16 protein-coding genes are annotated in these 15,336 nt (G+C 71.6%); 10 read left to right on the forward strand and 6 right to left on the reverse strand.

What is annotated here, in order from left to right; genetic code table 11:
• Positions 1-49 precede the first annotated feature (49 nt).
• Genes AB0I67_RS31355 through AB0I67_RS31365 form a run of 3 tightly spaced genes read left to right on the forward strand, consistent with a single transcriptional unit; the run spans position 50 to position 3,866 of the window.
• Positions 50-2,761: a LuxR C-terminal-related transcriptional regulator gene (locus AB0I67_RS31355; protein ID WP_357930753.1), complete on the forward strand. Its 2,712-nt coding sequence runs from the start codon at positions 50-52 to the stop codon at positions 2,759-2,761.
• A gap of 6 nt (positions 2,762-2,767) precedes the next feature.
• The gene (locus AB0I67_RS31360; RefSeq protein WP_357930756.1) at positions 2,768-3,220 is read left to right on the forward strand and encodes a hypothetical protein; all 453 of its coding nucleotides are present in this window, start codon (positions 2,768-2,770) and stop codon (positions 3,218-3,220) included.
• Between the two features lie 55 nt (positions 3,221-3,275).
• Positions 3,276-3,866: a TIGR03086 family metal-binding protein gene (locus tag AB0I67_RS31365; RefSeq protein WP_357930759.1), complete on the forward strand. Its 591-nt coding sequence runs from the start codon at positions 3,276-3,278 to the stop codon at positions 3,864-3,866.
• A gap of 15 nt (positions 3,867-3,881) precedes the next feature.
• On the opposite strand, the gene AB0I67_RS31370 is transcribed toward AB0I67_RS31365, so the two are convergent.
• Positions 3,882-4,742 carry a polysaccharide deacetylase family protein gene (locus tag AB0I67_RS31370; protein ID WP_357930762.1) on the reverse strand — a complete coding sequence of 287 codons (861 nt, stop codon included), beginning with the start codon at positions 4,740-4,742 and terminating at the stop codon, positions 3,882-3,884.
• Positions 4,743-4,899: 157 nt separating this feature from the next.
• Here AB0I67_RS31370 and AB0I67_RS31375 point away from each other — a divergent pair, with 157 nt between their 5' ends.
• Complete coding sequence (locus AB0I67_RS31375) at positions 4,900-5,499, forward strand: TetR/AcrR family transcriptional regulator (RefSeq protein WP_357930765.1); 600 nt, start codon at positions 4,900-4,902, stop codon at positions 5,497-5,499.
• On the opposite strand, the gene AB0I67_RS31380 is transcribed toward AB0I67_RS31375, so the two are convergent.
• Positions 5,496-5,861, reverse strand: a complete 366-nt coding sequence (locus AB0I67_RS31380) for a helix-turn-helix domain-containing protein (RefSeq protein WP_357930767.1) — start codon at positions 5,859-5,861, stop codon at positions 5,496-5,498. The genes AB0I67_RS31375 and AB0I67_RS31380 overlap by 4 nt on opposite strands.
• 68 nt (positions 5,862-5,929) lie before the next feature.
• On the opposite strand from AB0I67_RS31380, the gene AB0I67_RS31385 reads away from it, so the two are divergent.
• A complete protein-coding gene (locus AB0I67_RS31385) occupies positions 5,930-6,358 on the forward strand; it encodes an ester cyclase (RefSeq protein ID WP_357930769.1) in 429 nt (142 codons plus the stop codon).
• A gap of 49 nt (positions 6,359-6,407) precedes the next feature.
• Here the strand turns inward: AB0I67_RS31385 and AB0I67_RS31390 are convergent, their stop codons facing one another.
• The 3 genes from AB0I67_RS31390 to AB0I67_RS31400 are packed head-to-tail and all read right to left on the reverse strand — an operon-like array spanning position 6,408 to position 9,825.
• Positions 6,408-7,148: a succinate dehydrogenase/fumarate reductase iron-sulfur subunit gene (locus AB0I67_RS31390; RefSeq protein ID WP_357930771.1), complete on the reverse strand. Its 741-nt coding sequence runs from the start codon at positions 7,146-7,148 to the stop codon at positions 6,408-6,410.
• Positions 7,145-9,067 carry a fumarate reductase/succinate dehydrogenase flavoprotein subunit gene (locus AB0I67_RS31395; RefSeq protein WP_357930774.1) on the reverse strand — a complete coding sequence of 641 codons (1,923 nt, stop codon included), beginning with the start codon at positions 9,065-9,067 and terminating at the stop codon, positions 7,145-7,147. The genes AB0I67_RS31390 and AB0I67_RS31395 overlap by 4 nt, the downstream gene beginning before the upstream one ends.
• Entirely contained in the window at positions 9,064-9,825 is a 762-nt protein-coding gene (locus AB0I67_RS31400; RefSeq protein ID WP_357930777.1) for a succinate dehydrogenase cytochrome b subunit, read from the reverse strand. Before AB0I67_RS31400 ends, AB0I67_RS31395 begins: the two co-directional genes overlap by 4 nt.
• A 134-nt stretch (positions 9,826-9,959) precedes the next feature.
• On the opposite strand from AB0I67_RS31400, the gene AB0I67_RS31405 reads away from it, so the two are divergent.
• The 5 genes from AB0I67_RS31405 (at position 9,960) to AB0I67_RS31425 (ending at position 14,778) form a co-directional block, all read left to right on the forward strand.
• Positions 9,960-10,889 carry a LysR substrate-binding domain-containing protein gene (locus tag AB0I67_RS31405; RefSeq protein WP_357930779.1) on the forward strand — a complete coding sequence of 310 codons (930 nt, stop codon included), beginning with the start codon at positions 9,960-9,962 and terminating at the stop codon, positions 10,887-10,889.
• Between the two features lie 4 nt (positions 10,890-10,893).
• A complete protein-coding gene (locus AB0I67_RS31410) occupies positions 10,894-12,027 on the forward strand; it encodes a fused response regulator/phosphatase (RefSeq protein ID WP_357930782.1) in 1,134 nt (377 codons plus the stop codon).
• 4 nt (positions 12,028-12,031) lie between these two features.
• Positions 12,032-13,501 (forward strand): ATP-binding protein, encoded by a 1,470-nt coding sequence (locus AB0I67_RS31415; protein ID WP_357930784.1) that lies wholly within the window; start codon positions 12,032-12,034, stop codon positions 13,499-13,501.
• Positions 13,494-13,937: a response regulator gene (locus AB0I67_RS31420; RefSeq protein WP_357930786.1), complete on the forward strand. Its 444-nt coding sequence runs from the start codon at positions 13,494-13,496 to the stop codon at positions 13,935-13,937. The genes AB0I67_RS31415 and AB0I67_RS31420 overlap by 8 nt, the downstream gene beginning before the upstream one ends.
• Positions 13,938-14,043: 106 nt before the next feature.
• The gene (locus tag AB0I67_RS31425) at positions 14,044-14,778 is read left to right on the forward strand and encodes a lytic polysaccharide monooxygenase (RefSeq protein WP_357930789.1); all 735 of its coding nucleotides are present in this window, start codon (positions 14,044-14,046) and stop codon (positions 14,776-14,778) included.
• Between the two features lie 3 nt (positions 14,779-14,781).
• On the opposite strand, the gene AB0I67_RS31430 is transcribed toward AB0I67_RS31425, so the two are convergent.
• Positions 14,782-15,324 carry a DUF305 domain-containing protein gene (locus AB0I67_RS31430; RefSeq protein ID WP_357930792.1) on the reverse strand — a complete coding sequence of 181 codons (543 nt, stop codon included), beginning with the start codon at positions 15,322-15,324 and terminating at the stop codon, positions 14,782-14,784.
• Between the last annotated feature and the right edge of the window lie 12 nt (positions 15,325-15,336).

Genomic DNA, 15,336 nt, shown 5'->3' on the forward strand with positions numbered 1-15,336 from the left:
CGCAACCGGCCGGAACCTCACCGGTGTTTCGTGACTAAAGTGGCCCTTCATGAGCGAAGTGTCCGAGCGCGAAGCTGAAGTCCTGGCCGCTCTCGGCGCGCGGCTGACCAACGCGGAGATCGCCAGGAAGCTGCACATCTCCGTCCGCACCGTGGAGAGCCACGTCTCCTCGCTGCTGCGCAAGTACGGCGCGGCCGACCGCAAGGCCCTCGCGGCGCTCGCCGGCCAGACCTCGCCCGCCGGCGACACCGTCACCGGCCTGCCCGCCGCGCGCAGCACCTTCGTCGGCCGGAGCGCCGAGCGGGCCGCCATCGCCGCCGCCTTCACCGGATCGCGGCTGGTCACCCTGCTCGGACCCGGCGGCGTCGGCAAGACGCGGCTGGCCATCGTCACCGCCTCCGGCTTCACCGGCGGCGGGGCCTTCGTGGACCTGGTGCCGGTGCGGGCCGGGTCGGTGGCCCAGGCGCTGGCCTCCGCCCTCGGGGTCATCGAGCGCACGCAGCAGCCTTTGGAGGACGCGCTCGCCGAGCGGCTGGGGAGCGGGCAGGCGCTGCTCGTGCTGGACAACTGCGAGCACGTGCTCGACGCGGTGGCGCCGCTGGTGGACCGGCTGCTGGCCCTCTGCCCGGGCACCCGCGTCCTCGCCACCAGCCGGGAACACCTGGGGATCCCGGGAGAACGCATCGTCCCGATCGCTCCCCTCCCCCTCTCCCCCGCTTCGTCGCCCGCCGCCTCGTCCTCCGCCGCCTCCCCTTCCTCCCGTGCGGCCGAGGCCGCCTCTGATGCGGTGCTGTTGTTCCTCGACCGGGCCAGGGACGCCGACCCCGGGTTCGACGCCGACCCGGCCGTGGTGGCGGAGATCTGTGCGCGGCTCGACGGCGTCCCCCTGGCCATCGAGCTCGCCGCCGCCCGCAGTGCCGCCCTCGGTCCCGAGGGGCTGCTGGCCGCCCTGGACGACTCCCTCAGGCTGCTGTCCGGCGGACGCGGGGGCGACGAACGGCACCGCTCCCTGGCCGCCGTCCTGGGCTGGAGCTACGACCTCCTGGACGAGGAGGAGCGCGCGTTGTTCCGGCGGTTGTCGGTCTTCGCCGGCACCTTCGACCTCGACGCCGCCACCGCGCTCACCGGCGACCGCCTGGCCGCCGTGGACGGCCTCGCCCGGCTGACCGGCAAGAGCCTGGTCGTGCGGAGCGAGAGCCGGTGGCGGATGCTGGAGACGGTCCGGGCCTTCGCCTGGGCCGCCCTGGGGGACGACCTGCCTGCCGTACGGGCGGCTCACCTGGGGTGGGCGGCCGGTGCGGCCGAACGGCTCGCCGGGTGGCCCACCGGCTGGCGGGAGGAGTTCGACCTCATCGCCGACGACCTCCGCACCGCCCTCACCCACCCACCCACTCCCCAACCCCCCGACTCCCCCGAGACCCCCACCCAGGAGGCCGGGCGGCGGCATCGGCTGGCTCGGGCCCTGGGAAAGCTGGCCTATGCCCGGCGGTTCCTGCGCGAGGCCCGCGAGCGGTTCACCCAGGCCGCCGAGCTGGCCCCCACCCCCGCCGAGGCCGCGAAGGACCTCCGGTCGGCCGCCTCGGTAGCCCTGGCCACCGCCGCCGCCGGCGACGCCTTCGACCTGCTCCTGTCCGCCGCCGACCAGGCCGAGGGCACGGACCGGGCGATCTTGCTGTCCCGCGCCGTCGTGGTCGCCCGCCGGCACCCGGGCTTCGGTTTCGAGTCCGGCGTGCCGTACGAGCGCCTGCCCCTCCTGGAGGCCGAGGCGAGCGAGCTGACGGCGGGCGCCACCGCGACCGCCCACCTCGCCGGAGCCCGAGCCTGGACGGCGGGCGGCGAGGCCGCCGGGCACGAGCCGGCCGAGCACGCGGTCGCCACCGCTCAGGCCACCGGCGACCCGGTCCTGCTGAGCGCCGCCCTCGACGCCCTGACCATGGCCCACGCCAGGAAGGGCGAGCTCCGCGAGGCCTACCGCACGGCCGCCGAACGGCTGGCGCTGATCGACGACATGGACCGGGACGACCCGGAGTCCGGCATCGAGATCGTCGACGCCTTCCACTCCGCCTCCTCTTACGCGCTGGCCGCCGGCGACCTGCCCACCGCGCTGGCGGTCGCCCGCCGCAACCTCGGCGACGACCTGGCCGGCAGCCACCTGGCCATCGCCCTGAACAAGCTGATCCCCCCGCTGGTCCTGATGGGCGAGTTCGACGAGGCGCTCGGTCACGCGGCGGCCATGTGGGAGCGCCGCGAGTGGGCGGGCAGCCGTCCGGGCCGGTGGCTGGCGGTGTCGGTGTACGCGGTCGCGATGGCCTACGGCCTGCGCGGCGAGGAGGCCCAGGCCCGCTCGTGGCGGGTTCGTGCGGCCGGTCTGGACAGCACGGCCGACCTGGTGCCGTTCGCCGCCTTCGCCGACGCCCGCGTGGCCCTGCACACCGGCGACTTCGGGCAGGCCGCGGCCTTGGTCGAGCGCGGTTTCGCCGAGTTCAGGCCGGGTCGCTTCGAGCGCTACGCGCAGGCCACGGCCGCCGAGCTGGCCGTCGCCGCGGGCCTGCCCGACGCCGCCGACCGGCTGGCCCAGGCCGCGCCGGCCGCGCTGGGCAGCGACTGGGCCGCCGCCTGCCTGTCCCGCGCGCGTGGCCGCCTGCACGGCGACCGGGACGAGCTGGCCCGCTCGGCGCGGGCGTGGGAGCGGATCGGCGCCCGGTTCGAGCAGGCTTGCACCGAAGACCTGCTGAACCTTTCGGGCGGTGCGGGAGTCTGATCGTTCATGCGACACACTCCCCTCCTCCTCGGCCTGTCCACCGCGGCCACGCTGGCGCTCACCGCCGTCCCGGCCCAGGCCGCCCCTGGCTCGCTGAAGACCGTGTACGGCTGGGCCAAGATGTCCGGCGACTCCGCGATGATCGTCACCCCCACCAAGGCCACGCTCGGCGAGCTCGGCGAGAGCGGCCTGCCGGGCTGGTCGCTGGGCAAGAAGACCGGCAAGGCGATCAGGATCGACTACACCGAGGGCCTGCGCTTCTACCAGGTCAACAAGAAGTGCGGCAAGCGCGCGGCGGGCTACCCGCACGACAGTTACACCAGGAAGGGCTTCGGCAAGACCGAGTGCGGCCCCGGCGGGCTGTACGAGGTGCTCCGGAAGGGCCGCCTGGCGGTCCGGGTGGTCTACGACCCGGCGGGCCCGATGGCCGTGAAGGTGACCGAGCTCGTCCTCCCCTGAAGACCGGTGAAGCCAAATAGTGGAATAGATGGTTCCGTTCTGATAGAGTGAAGACATGAGCGAGAACAACACCCCCTGGACCGTCCTCACCGCCGCCCACGAGGCCCTGCGCACCGCCGTTCAGGGCGTCCCCGCCGACGCCTGGGACCGGCCGACCCCCTGCGACCAGTGGACGGTCACCCAGGTCCTCCAGCACGCCGCCGGCGACCAGCTCGGCTTCGCCGCCTTCATCACCGGCGGTCCCGGCCCGGAGGAGAACCCGTTCGCCCCCTCCGGCCGGATCGACGGCTCCCCCGCCGACCTCGCCGAGAACTCCATGCGCGCTTCCGCCGCCGCGTGGGCCACCGTCGCGCCGGACGCCGCCGAGGTGCCGGTCCCCGTCCCGCCGAACAAGCTGCCCGCCGAGGTCGGCGCCGCGGCCTGCGCCCTGGACGCGGCGGTGCACGCCTGGGACATCGCCGTCGCCACCGGCCAGCCCTCGCCCCTCACCCCCGAGCTGGCGCGTGGCCTCCAGCCCGCCCTGGCCATCGTGGAGCCCCTGCGCGCCTACGGCGCCTACGCCACGGCCCTGGAGGAGCAGCCCGGCGACGACGACGCGGCCAAGCTCCTGCGCTTCCTGGGCCGCCGCCCCGACTGGACCGCCTGAGTCGTCGCCCGCCCGCTACGCCCCCATCGTGGCGGCGTAGTGGGCGGCGATCTCGTCGCTGGTGGTGGTCCACACCCCCGGGTGGTTGACCACGTATTCCAGCGCCTGGTCGAGGTACTTGGCGCGGAAGGCCTGCCCGGTGACGAACGGGTGCAGGGCCAGCGACATGACCCGACCGCTGTGCTCGGCGTCGGCGTGCAACTGGTCGAGCTGGTCCCGCACGATCCGCACGAAGTCCGGGCCGCTGATCGAGTGCGCGGTGAACAGCCCCAGGTCGTTCAGCTCCAGCGTGTACGGCACGCTCATCAGCCCGGGCACGTTCGTCCAGTACGGCTGGTCGTCGCTGGTCCAGTCCATCACGTAGTCGAGACCGAGCTCGGCCAGCAGCGCGGGCGTCTGGAAGGTCTCGCTCAGCGCCGGCCCCATCCAGCCGCGCGGCCGGCGACCAGTGGCCTTCTCGATGGTCTCGACGACCTCGGTCAGGTAGGCCCGCTCCTCCGCCTCGACCTCGGCCTGCACGGTCGAGTTGTTCTTGCCGTGCGCGAGCCAGGCCCAGTCGCGGGCCCGGCCGGCCTCGATGATCTGCGGGTACTCCGCGGCGACGTCCGAGTTGAGCAGGACGCTGGGCCGTACTCCGTGCCGGTCGAAGATGTCGATCATCCGCCAGATCGCCACGCGGGGCCCGTAGTCGCGCCAGCCGTGGTTGAGCGGGTCGGGCACCAGCCCGGCGGTGCCCTGGTTGATGCTGGTGGACGGCTTGCCCAGGACGAAGTGCTCGACGTTGAGCCCGACGTAGAACGCCACGCGCGCCCCGCCCGGCCAGGTGATCGCCGGCCGGTCGATGATCGGGCTGTAGCCGTACAACTCGTTCTTCATGATTCCTCTTTCCGCGCATAGGATACGGACCGGTTCGTATCGCGACACGATCCGGTCCGTATCCCCGAACTGTAGGGCAGAGCCGTACCTCGCTGTCAACACGAACCGGATCGTCTCCCCGAGCCGATACCCTCGGACCGACTGGAAGTGAGGTGGCATGACCCCGGCGCACGCACCCGACCCCGCCCGGCGCAACCCGCAGACGACCGCCGCGATCCTCGACGCCGCCCTCGCCATGGCGGCCGAGGGCGGGCTGGCCAAGGTCAGCATCGAGGGCATCGCCGCCCGCGCGGGCGTCGGCAAGCGCACGATCTACCGCTGGTGGCCGTCCAAGGGCGCGGTCGTCCTGGACGCCTGGGCCCGGCGGCTGGAGGGGCAGCTCTACAAGCGCCTCAGCGAGCCCCGGGGCGTCGACTTCGAGACCAAGCTCAAGCAGATGATCAAAGACGCCTGGATCCACACGGTCGGCGACACGCTGCCCGTGCTGTCCTGGCTGGTCGGCGAGGCCCAGCACGACCCCGAGCTCGGCGCCGAACTGCGCAAACGGCTGATCGAGCCGGCCTCCAACCTGGTCGCGGCCCGGATCCGCCGGGCGCAGGAGGACGGCGAGGTCGCCGCGGACATCGACCCCTACCGCGCCATCGAGCTGGTCTACGCGCAGCTCTACTACCGGCTGCTGGTCTCGGGCCGCCCGACCGACGAGGCCTTCCTGGACGACGTCGCCGAGCTCGCCATGCGCGGGCTGCGACCCCGCTAGCGCGGTCCGTCCGCGGCGTCGTACCGCTCGCGGGCCGTCGCGATCTGGTCGAGGTGGGCGTCGGACCAGGTGGCCAGCGCGTCGAAGACCGGCGTGAGGCTCCGGGCCAGGGGCGTCGTGGCGTACTCCACCCTGGGCGGCATCTCGGCGTGGTAGGTGCGCTCGACCAGGCCGTCGCGTTCGAGCTGCCGCAGCCGGCCGGTGAGCACCTTGGGGGTGATCGCGGGCACCATCCGCTGCAGCTCGGTGAAGCGCAGGCGGCCGTGGTGGTTGAGCACCCACACCACCTGCGCGGTCCACCGGCCGAAGATCAGGTCGGCCGCCGGGCCGATCGGGCAGGGGTCGAACTCGGGGGCAGCCATGAGCCGCTTTCCTCTTGGTAACTACTTACCGAAGGATAGTAGCGTGGCCGTCGCCGAAAGGAGAACCGATGTCCACTCCCTCCGAACTGATGCAGCTCGTCGACGACGCGTGGAACGCCCAGGACTGGGCCACCTTCGCCCGCTACCACGCCGACGACGTCGTGGTCCGGCTGCCGGGGCAGCCGCCCAGCCACGGCGTCGAGCACCACGAGGCCGACGCGCGGCGCGTCTTCGCCACCTTCCCCGACAACCAGGTGAGCAACCGGCCCTACCGGGTGTTGCTCGCCGAGGGCGACTGGACGTGCTCGATCGCCCGCTTCAGCGGAACGATGACCGAGCCCATGCGCCTGCCCGACGGGACCGTCCTGCCGCCGACCGGCAAGTCCTTCGAGGTCGACTTCTGCACGGTGGCGCGCTGGGCGGACGGGCGGATCGTGGAGGAGAACCTCTTCTACGACCGCGACGCCATGATGCGCCAGCTCGGCCTGACCACCTGACCTGCGAGGGGTGGGGTACGGCCGGCCGTACCCCACCCGTCCTGAACGACTACTTGGCGTTGGCCTTGAGGTAGTCGGCGTTCATCCGCGCGATGGTGTCCAGCGGGATGCCCTTGGGGCAGACCGCCGTGCACTCGCCGGTGTTGGTGCAGCCGCCGAAGCCCTCCAGGTCCATCTGGTCCACCATCGCCTTGGCGCGGGAGACGCGCTCGGGCTGGCCCTGCGGCAGCAGCGACAGGTGGGTGATCTTCGCGGCGGTGAACAGCGAGGCCGAGCCGTTCGGGCAGGCCGCGACGCAGGCGCCGCACCCGATGCAGGTGGCCGCGTCGAAGGCCGCGTCGGCGTCGTCCTTGCGGACCGGCACCGAGTGGGCGTCGGGCGCGGACCCGGCCGGGACGGAGACGAAGCCGCCGGCCTGGATGATGCGGTCGAAGGCCGACCGGTCGACCACGAGGTCCTTCACCACCGGGAAGGGCGCGGCCCGCCAGGGCTCGATGGTGATGGTCGCGCCGTCCTCGAAGTGCCGCATGTGGAGCTGGCAGGTCGTGGTGGCCCGCTGCTCGCCGTGCGGCACGCCGTCGATGACCATGCCGCACATGCCGCAGATGCCCTCGCGGCAGTCGTGGTCGAAGGCGATCGGGTCGTCGCCCTCCAGGATCAGCCGCTCGTTGAGCACGTCGAGCATCTCCAGGAAGGACATGTCCGGGGAGACGTCCTGGACCTGGTACTTGACCATGCGGCCGGCGTCGGTGGGGCCACTCTGCCGCCACACGTTCAGAACGAGGTTCACTTGTAGCTCCGCTGGGTCATCTTGACGTACTCGTACTCGAGCGGTTCCTTGTGCAGCACGAACCCGTCCTCGCCCTTCTCCCAGGCGGCGACGTAGGCGAAGTGCTCGTCGTCACGCAGGGCCTCGCCGTCGGCGTCCTGCGACTCGGCGCGGAAGTGGCCGCCGCAGGACTCGGTGCGGTGCAGGGCGTCGAGGCACATGAGCTCGGCCAGGTCGAAGAAGTCGGCGACGCGGCCGGCCTTCTCCAGCACCTGGTTGAGCTCCTCGTTGGTGCCGCTGACCTTGACGTTGCGCCAGAACTCCTCGCGCAGGGCGGGGATGAGGTCGAGCGCCTTGCGCAGCGACTCCTCGGTGCGCTCCATGCCGCAGTAGTCCCACATGATGCGGCCGAGCTCGCGGTGGAAGGAGTCGGGCGTGCGGGTGCCGTTGACGGCCAGCAGCCGGTCGATCTTCTGCCGGACCTTGATCTCGGCCTCGGCGACGGCCTGCTCGTCCACCTCGCCGAAGGGCCCGGCGGCCAGGTAGTCGCCCAGCGTGGTCGGCAGCACGAAGTAGCCGTCGGCCAGGCCCTGCATCAGCGCGGAGGCGCCGAGGCGGTTGGCGCCGTGGTCGGAGAAGTTGGCCTCGCCGATCACGAAGAGGCCGGGGATGGTGGACTGCAGGTCGTAGTCCACCCACAGGCCGCCCATCGTGTAGTGCACGGCGGGGTAGATGCGCATCGGCTGGGAGTAGGGGTCCTCGCCGGTGATGCGCTCGTACATCTCGAAGAGGTTGCCGTACTTCTTCTCGACCGCGTCGCGGCCGAGGCGGCCGATGGCGTCGGCGAAGTCGAGGTAGACGCCGAGCCCGCCGGGGCCGACGCCGCGGCCCTCGTCGCAGACGTTCTTGGCGGCGCGGGAGGCGATGTCACGCGGGACCAGGTTGCCGAAGGAGGGGTAGATCCGCTCCAGGTAGTAGTCGCGCTCGTCCTCGGGGATGTCGCCGGGGGCCCGGTCGTCGCCCTTGCGCAGCGGCACCCACACGCGGCCGTCGTTGCGCAGCGACTCCGACATCAGGGTCAGCTTCGACTGGTACTCGCCGGAGACCGGGATGCAGGTCGGGTGGATCTGCGTGTAGCAGGGGTTGGCGAAGTAGGCGCCCTTCTCGTGCGCCCGCCAGATGGCCGTGGTGTTGCAGCCCTTGGCGTTGGTCGACAGGAAGAAGACGTTGCCGTAGCCGCCGGTGGCCAGGACGACCGCGTCGGCGACGTGCCGCTCGATCTCGCCGGTGACCATGTCGCGGACGATGATGCCGCGCGCCTTGCCGTCGTCGACGATGAGCTCCAGCATCTCGTGCCGGGTGAACATCTCCACGGTGCCGGCCGCGACCTGCCGCTCCAGCGCCTGGTAGGCGCCGAGCAGGAGCTGCTGGCCCGTCTGGCCGCGGGCGTAGAAGGTGCGGGAGACCTGCGCGCCGCCGAAGGAGCGGGTGTCGAGCAGGCCGCCGTACTCGCGGGCGAACGGCACGCCCTGCGCGACCGCCTGGTCGATGATGTTCACCGAGACCTGGGCGAGCCGGTAGACGTTGGACTCGCGGGCGCGGAAGTCGCCGCCCTTGACCGTGTCGTAGAAGAGCCGGTAGATCGAGTCGCCGTCGCCGCGGTAGTTCTTGGCCGCGTTGATGCCGCCCTGGGCCGCGATCGAGTGCGCGCGGCGGGGCGAGTCCTGGTAGCAGAAGGACTTGACGTTGTAGCCGAGCTCGCCGAGGGTGGCGGCGGCCGAGCCGCCGGCCAGGCCGGTGCCGACCACGATCACGTTGAGCTTGCGCTTGTTGGCCGGGTTGACCAGCTTGGCGGAGAACTTCCGCTTGTCCCACCGCTCCTCGATCGGGCCGGCGGGCGCCTTGGTGTCGCGGATCTCAGAGCCCTCGGTGTAGTTCATCCCTTGAATCCGATCATGATGGCGATGGGCGGGGCGAGGAAGCCCACGATGAGCACGGCCGACAGGAGCCCGGCGACGCCGCGCAGGGCCTTGTACCGGCCGGCCGCCCAGCCCAGGGTCTGGAAGGCGCTCCACACGCCGTGGCGCAGGTGCAGGCCGACCATGACGACGGCGACGACGTAGATGACGGTGACCCACCAGCGGGAGGGGTCGAACCCGGCGATCATGCGGTCGGCCGGGGCGGAGTCGAAGCCCTTGGGGTTGACCACGCCGAAGGTGAGGTCGAGCAGGTGCCAGACGAGGAAGAGCGCGATGGTCAGCCCGCCCCAGCGCATGATGTGCGTGGCGTAGCCGCCGGCCTGCGACTTCTTCACCGCGTACTTGACCGGCCGGGCCTGGCGCGCGCGGCGGGACAGCGAGATCGCGGCCCACATGTGCAGCACGACGCTGGCGGCCAGGATGACCTCCAGGATGGTCAGCACGGTGCGGTAGGGCAGGATCGGCTCCAGCAGCGTGCGGAGCGCGTGGGCGTACTCGTTGAAGGAGTCCTTGCCCAGGAAGATCTTGAGGTTCCCCAGCATGTGGAGGACCAGGAAGCCGACCATGATCGCGCCAGTGGCGGCCATGGTGACCTTCTTGCCGTTGGACGAGCCGAGGAAGCCCTTCGACTTCCTGCGCGGCTTGGGCGCGGCGGGCTGCGCTGGCGGAACGGGGGCTACCGGCGCCGTGGCGGCACCGCGCTCTATCGTGGCTGTCACGTCTTGAGAGGCTAGGTACCCTGCGACGATCCGTCCAAGTCATCACCGATCTGGTTTCGATAGCCTTAGGCTATGATCCTTGATTTATCCCGCCCTTATAGCGCCCACGACCCGACGAATGCGACGAATCTCACATGCAGTTCCAGCAGCTCGCCTACTTCGTCGCGGTCGCCGAGACCCGGCACTTCACCCAGGCGGCCGAGCGGATGCGGGTGGCCCAGCCCTCGCTGAGCAAGCAGATCAAGGCCCTGGAGGAGGACCTCGGCGCGCCGCTCTTCTCGCGTGCCCGCGGCAACGTCACGCTGACCCAGGCCGGTGAGGCGCTGCTCCCCCTGGCCAGGCGGATGCTCGCCGACGCCGACACCGCCCGGCGCGAGGTGGCCGAGCTGGCCGGACTCAAGCGCGGCCGGGTACGGCTCGGCGCCACCCCCAGCGTCTGCGCGGGCCTGCTCGGCGACGCCCTTGCGCGCTTCCACGCCACCTACCCGGGCGTCGAGCTGCTGGTCGAGGAGGGCGGCTCGCGCGACCTGGTCCGCACGCTCGCCCGCGGCCAGCTCGACCTGGCGCTGATCATCCTGCCGCTGCAGAGCGACGACCCGGCCCTGGTCACCGAGGAGATCCTGCGCGAGAGCCTGGTCGTGGCCACCCCCTCGCACAACGCGCCGCGCAAGCCGTACCTGCGGATAGAGGATCTGCGGACCCAGCCGCTGGTGATGTTCCGGCGCGGCTACGACCTGCGGGAGGCCACGCTCAGCGCGTGCCGGCAGGCCGGCTTCGAGCCGCGGTACGCGGTCGAGGGCGGCGAGATGGACGCGGTGCTGCGCTTCGTGGAGTCGGGGCTGGGCTGGGCGGTGGTGCCGTCGATGGTGCTGGACGGCCGGCCGGGCCTGGCCGGGACCCCGCTGGCGCCGCCGGGACTGAGCCGCACGATCGCGCTCGCGCACCGCAAGGACGTCGAGCCCACCCGGGCGGCCTTGGCCTTCCGCGACACCTTCCTGTTCTTCCTCGCCGAGTCCGCGCACGAGCACACCCTTCCCCAGGGGCTCGAGCTCATCGCAGAATGACCCCGTGACGCAGACCCTCGACGTACCGCTGACCCTGCTCCTCATCGAGGACGACGCCGGCGACGCGGTGCTCGTGGAGGAGCTGCTGAAGCAGGCGGAGGTGCCGCCCAAGCTCATCTGGGCGCGCTCGCTGGCCGAGGCGGCTCCGCGGCTGACCACCAGCGTGCACTGCGTGCTGGTGGACCTCTCGCTGCCCGACGCGCACGGGCTGGAGGCGCTGCGGCAGGTGCTGGCCATCGCGCCGCACGCCGCGGTGCTGGTGCTGACCGGGCTGCGCGACGTGCACGTGGGGGTGGCGGCGGTCCAGTCGGGCGCCCAGGACTACCTGGTCAAGCAGGACGTCGACGCCCGGCTGCTGGCCCGCGCGGTCCGCTACGCGATGGAGCGCAAGCGCGCCGACCTGGCCCAGCTCAACCTGGTGCAGGCCGAGCTGACCGCCAAGGAGAACGCCCGCCTCGAACGCGGCCTGCTGCCCACCCCGATCCTGCGCACCACCCAGCTCGAACGCACCAGCCGCTACCGGCCGGGCCGCCAGCGCACGCTGCTGGCCGGCGACTTCTACGACACGGTCGAGACCGCCGACGGCTCGGTGCACCTGGTGGTCGGCGACGTCTGCGGGCACGGCCCGGACGAGGCGGCGCTCGGGGTGGCGCTGCGCATCGCCTGGCGCACGCTGGTGATGGCCGGCAAGACCGGCACCGAGATGTTGCAGATCATGGACTCGCTGCTGCGGCAGGAGCGCAAGTCCCCCGAGATCTTCACCACGCTCTGCTCCACGACCATCTCCCCCGGCCTCGACCACGCCCGGATGTACATCGTCGGCCACCCGCCGCCCCTGATCATGCGGGACGGCACGGTCAGCTCCGCCGCGGCCTCGCCGTCCGGACCGCCGCTGGGGATCTTCCCCGACGCGGAGTGGAAGCCGGTCGACGTGGAGCTCGGCCGCGCCTGGTCGGTGCTCGTCTACACGGACGGCCTGATCGAGGCGACCGTGGGCGACGGCTCCGACCTGCTCGGCACCGAGGGCCTGGTGCAGGTGATCAAGGAACACGGCACGATCGACCTCGACCGCATCATCGAGGGCGTCTCGGAGATCAACGACGATGTCGCCGCGCTCCTGGTGACGAGAAGGGGCTGAGCCCATGGCCGGCTGGTCGCTCGACCGCTGGTTCCGCTACGCCGCCATCGTGGGCGCGCTGGTGATCCTCGCCGGGTCGGCGCTGATGGTCAACGCCACGATGCACCTCAGCGACGTCCGGACCCGCATCATCGACGTGATCGACCCGGCGGCGCTCAAGACGCTCGACCTGGCGCTCGTCCAGGCCGGCCAGGACGCCTCCGTGCGCTCCTACGGGCTCACCAAGGAGCCGCACCACCTGGAGGTCTACCGGCAGGCCCGGCGCGACGAGGCGGCCATCCTGGGCGAGCTGCGCCGCCTCGTGCCCGAGGACGCCCCGATGCTGGACGGCATCGCGGCCGCCACCGACGCCTGGCGGCGCGGCTACGGCGATCTCATCGCCGCCGGCAGGCCGCTCAGCACCGAGCTCGCCAAGGTCAACACCGCGCTCTACGCCGCGGTACGGCAGGCCGTGGGCGCCGAGCGCACGGTCCTGGAGCGCCGGCACGAGCAGGCCAGGACGGTCATCGAGGCCCGGGCGTTCGACCAGGCGGTGGCCCTGGGCGTGCTGCTGGTGGTCACCGTGGCCCTGCTGATCCTGCTCGGCCTGGTCGTCCGCCGGGTCGTGCTCAAGCCGATCACCACCCTGGCCGAGCAGGTCGACGCGGTCACCAAGGGCGACTTCGAGGGCCGCATCGACGTCGCGCGCCCGCCGGAGCTGGTGGCGCTGTCCGGCCACATCGACGGCATGCGGCGCGAGATCCTGCGGCAGTGGCGGCTGGCCGAGGAGCAGGCCGCCGAGCTGCGCCGCTCCAACGGCGACCTGGAGCAGTTCGCCTACGTCGCCAGCCACGACCTGCAGGAGCCGCTGCGCAAGGTGGCCAGCTTCACCCAGATCCTGGACCAGCGCTACGGCGACCAGCTCGACGACCGGGCCCGGCAGTACATGCACTTCGCCGTGGACGGGGCCAAGCGCATGCAGTCGCTGATCAACGACCTGCTCGACTTCTCCCGGGTGGACCGCATGGGCGGGGAGAAGGCGCCGATCAGCGCGGAGCTGCCGCTGCGCGCCGCGGTGCGCAACCTGGAGGCGCAGATCGAGGAGTCGGGCGCGACGGTCACCCACGACGAGCTGCCGGAGGTGCTGGGCAACCACACCAGCCTGACCCAGCTCTTCCAGAACCTGATCGGCAACGCGGTGAAGTTCCGCTCGGCCGAGCCGCCGGTGGTGCACGTGTCGGCGCGGCCGGCTGGCGACGGGCTGTGGGAGTTCTCCTGCGCCGACAACGGCATCGGCGTCGAGGAGAAGTACGCCGAGCGCATCTTCCTGCTCTTCCAGCGCCTGCATCCGCGCGACGCCTATCACGGAACCGGCATCGGGCTCGCCGTCTGCCGGAAGATCGTGGAGAATCACGGCGGCACCATCTGGGTGGACACCTCGGTCCAGGAGGGGACGACCATGCGCTGGACGTTGCGGGGGACGAGCCGTGCCTGACTTCCAGCCGATCGAGGTCCTGCTGGTCGAGGACGACCCGGGTGACGTGCTGCTGACCCAGGAGGCCTTCGAGCTCAACAAGGTCCGCAACCACCTGCACGTGGTCTCCGACGGCGAGGAGGCCATGGAGTTCCTGCACCGGCGCGGCGACTACGCGGGCGCGGTGCGGCCGGACCTGATCCTGCTGGACCTCAACCTGCCGCGCAAGGGCGGGCTGGAGGTGCTGGCGGAGGTGAAGGCGGACCTCAACCTCCGGAGCATCCCGGTGGTGGTGCTGACCACCTCCGAGGCGGAGGAGGACATCGTGCGCAGCTACCAGCTCCACGCCAACGCCTACGTGACCAAGCCGGTGGACTTCGAGCAGTTCATCCGGGTCGTGCGGCAGATCGACCACTTCTTCGTCACCGTGGTCAAGCTCCCCCTCCACCTCCTGTAGGGCGGAAATCTGACAAGCGGGGGGACCCAAAGTCAGCCATACCCCTTAAAAGACAGGAAACTTTCTTTTACATTTGGGTTATCCCCCCATTTCACAGGAGCGTTTCATGAGAAGACTCCTAACCATCCTGTCAACCGCCTTCCTCGTGGCGGCGGGCACGGCGGTGATCGCCGAACCCGCCTTCGCGCACGGCTACGTGACCGCGCCGCCCAGCCGGCAGGCGCACTGCGCGGCCGGTCGCGTGGCCAACTGCGGCCCGGTCGTCTACGAGCCGCAGAGCGTGGAAGGCCCGAAGGGCCAGCGCAACTGCCACGCCGGCGACTCCCGCTGGGCGCCGCTCAGCGACGAGAGCAAGGCCTGGCCGGTCACCGGCGTCGGCTCCTCGGTGACCTTCACCTGGCGCTTCACCGCCCGGCACGCCACGCGTGACTACGAGTACTACATCGGCAACACCCGGGTGGGATTCGTGGCGGGCAACGGCCAGCAGCCGCCCTCGACCATCTCGCACACGGTGAACCTGGGCGGCTTCAGCGGCCGCCAGAAGATCCTCGCCATCTGGAACATCGCCGACACCGGCATGGCCTTCTACAGCTGCATGGACGTCAACATCGGCGGCGGCGGAAGCACCCCGTCCCCCACGCCGACGGCGACCTCCTCGCCCACCCCGTCCCCGACCGCGACCCCGACGCTGCCGCCCGGCGGCTCGTGGGCGCCCGGCATCACCTACGCCACCGGCTCCACCGTGACCTACGGCGGCGCCTCCTACCGCTGCCTCCAGGGGCACACCTCGCTCACCGGCTGGGAGCCGCCCAACGCGCCGTCGCTCTGGCAGCGGCTGTGACGGCTACTTGCCCAGCAGGCTCCGCATGTAGGTGACCTGCGCGGACCTGGCCCGGTCGACCTGCCGGGCCAGGTTCAGCACGCGCGGGCTGGAGCCGTTCAGCGCCGCGAGCTTCGCCATCCGCACCGCGTCGTCCTGGTGGGCGATCATCAGCGTCAGGAAGTCGCGGTCGAACCCGCTGGTCGCCTTGGCCAGCCGGGCGATCTCCTTCTCGCTGGTCTCCGGCAGGCCGCCGTGGGCGGCGTGCGCGGAGCTGGGGGCGGCCAGGGGCTGGTCCCACTCGTGCAGCCAGCGGGTCATGTCCCTGATCTCCAGTGCTTCGGTGGTCTCGATGGCCGCGGCCAGCGAGCGCACCTCGGCCGCGGCTGCCCGGTCGCCGGCGATGCCGGCCAGGCGCATGCCCTGCTGGTTGTGCGGGAGCATCATCTGCACGAACATGACGTCCACCGCGTTCACCTGCTCGGTCGGCAGGGCGGAGTCGGCGGTCGAGCAGCCGCCGGCCAGCAGGGCGGCGATCAGAGCCGCGGCCATCCCGGTGCGTCGCACGGTCAATCCCCT

This window comes from Nonomuraea sp. NPDC050310 (assembly GCF_040655795.1).
Lineage (GTDB): Bacteria > Actinomycetota > Actinomycetes > Streptosporangiales > Streptosporangiaceae > Nonomuraea.

Excerpts from the sequence above, each read along its gene's own strand:
- AB0I67_RS31425 (WP_357930789.1), top strand. The coding sequence starts at position 14,044 with ATGAGAAGACTCCTAACCATCCTGTCAACCGCCTTCCTCGTGGCGGCG.
- AB0I67_RS31385 (WP_357930769.1), top strand. The coding sequence starts at position 5,930 with ATGTCCACTCCCTCCGAACTGATGCAGCTCGTCGACGACGCGTGGAAC.
- AB0I67_RS31375 (WP_357930765.1), top strand. The coding sequence starts at position 4,900 with ATGACCCCGGCGCACGCACCCGACCCCGCCCGGCGCAACCCGCAGACG.
- AB0I67_RS31355 (WP_357930753.1), top strand. The coding sequence starts at position 50 with ATGAGCGAAGTGTCCGAGCGCGAAGCTGAAGTCCTGGCCGCTCTCGGC.
- AB0I67_RS31370 (WP_357930762.1), bottom strand. The coding sequence starts at position 4,742 with ATGAAGAACGAGTTGTACGGCTACAGCCCGATCATCGACCGGCCGGCG.
- AB0I67_RS31395 (WP_357930774.1), bottom strand. The coding sequence starts at position 9,067 with ATGAACTACACCGAGGGCTCTGAGATCCGCGACACCAAGGCGCCCGCC.
- AB0I67_RS31365 (WP_357930759.1), top strand. The coding sequence starts at position 3,276 with ATGAGCGAGAACAACACCCCCTGGACCGTCCTCACCGCCGCCCACGAG.
- AB0I67_RS31405 (WP_357930779.1), top strand. The coding sequence starts at position 9,960 with ATGCAGTTCCAGCAGCTCGCCTACTTCGTCGCGGTCGCCGAGACCCGG.
- AB0I67_RS31380 (WP_357930767.1), bottom strand. The coding sequence starts at position 5,861 with ATGGCTGCCCCCGAGTTCGACCCCTGCCCGATCGGCCCGGCGGCCGAC.
- AB0I67_RS31415 (WP_357930784.1), top strand. The coding sequence starts at position 12,032 with ATGGCCGGCTGGTCGCTCGACCGCTGGTTCCGCTACGCCGCCATCGTG.
- AB0I67_RS31360 (WP_357930756.1), top strand. The coding sequence starts at position 2,768 with ATGCGACACACTCCCCTCCTCCTCGGCCTGTCCACCGCGGCCACGCTG.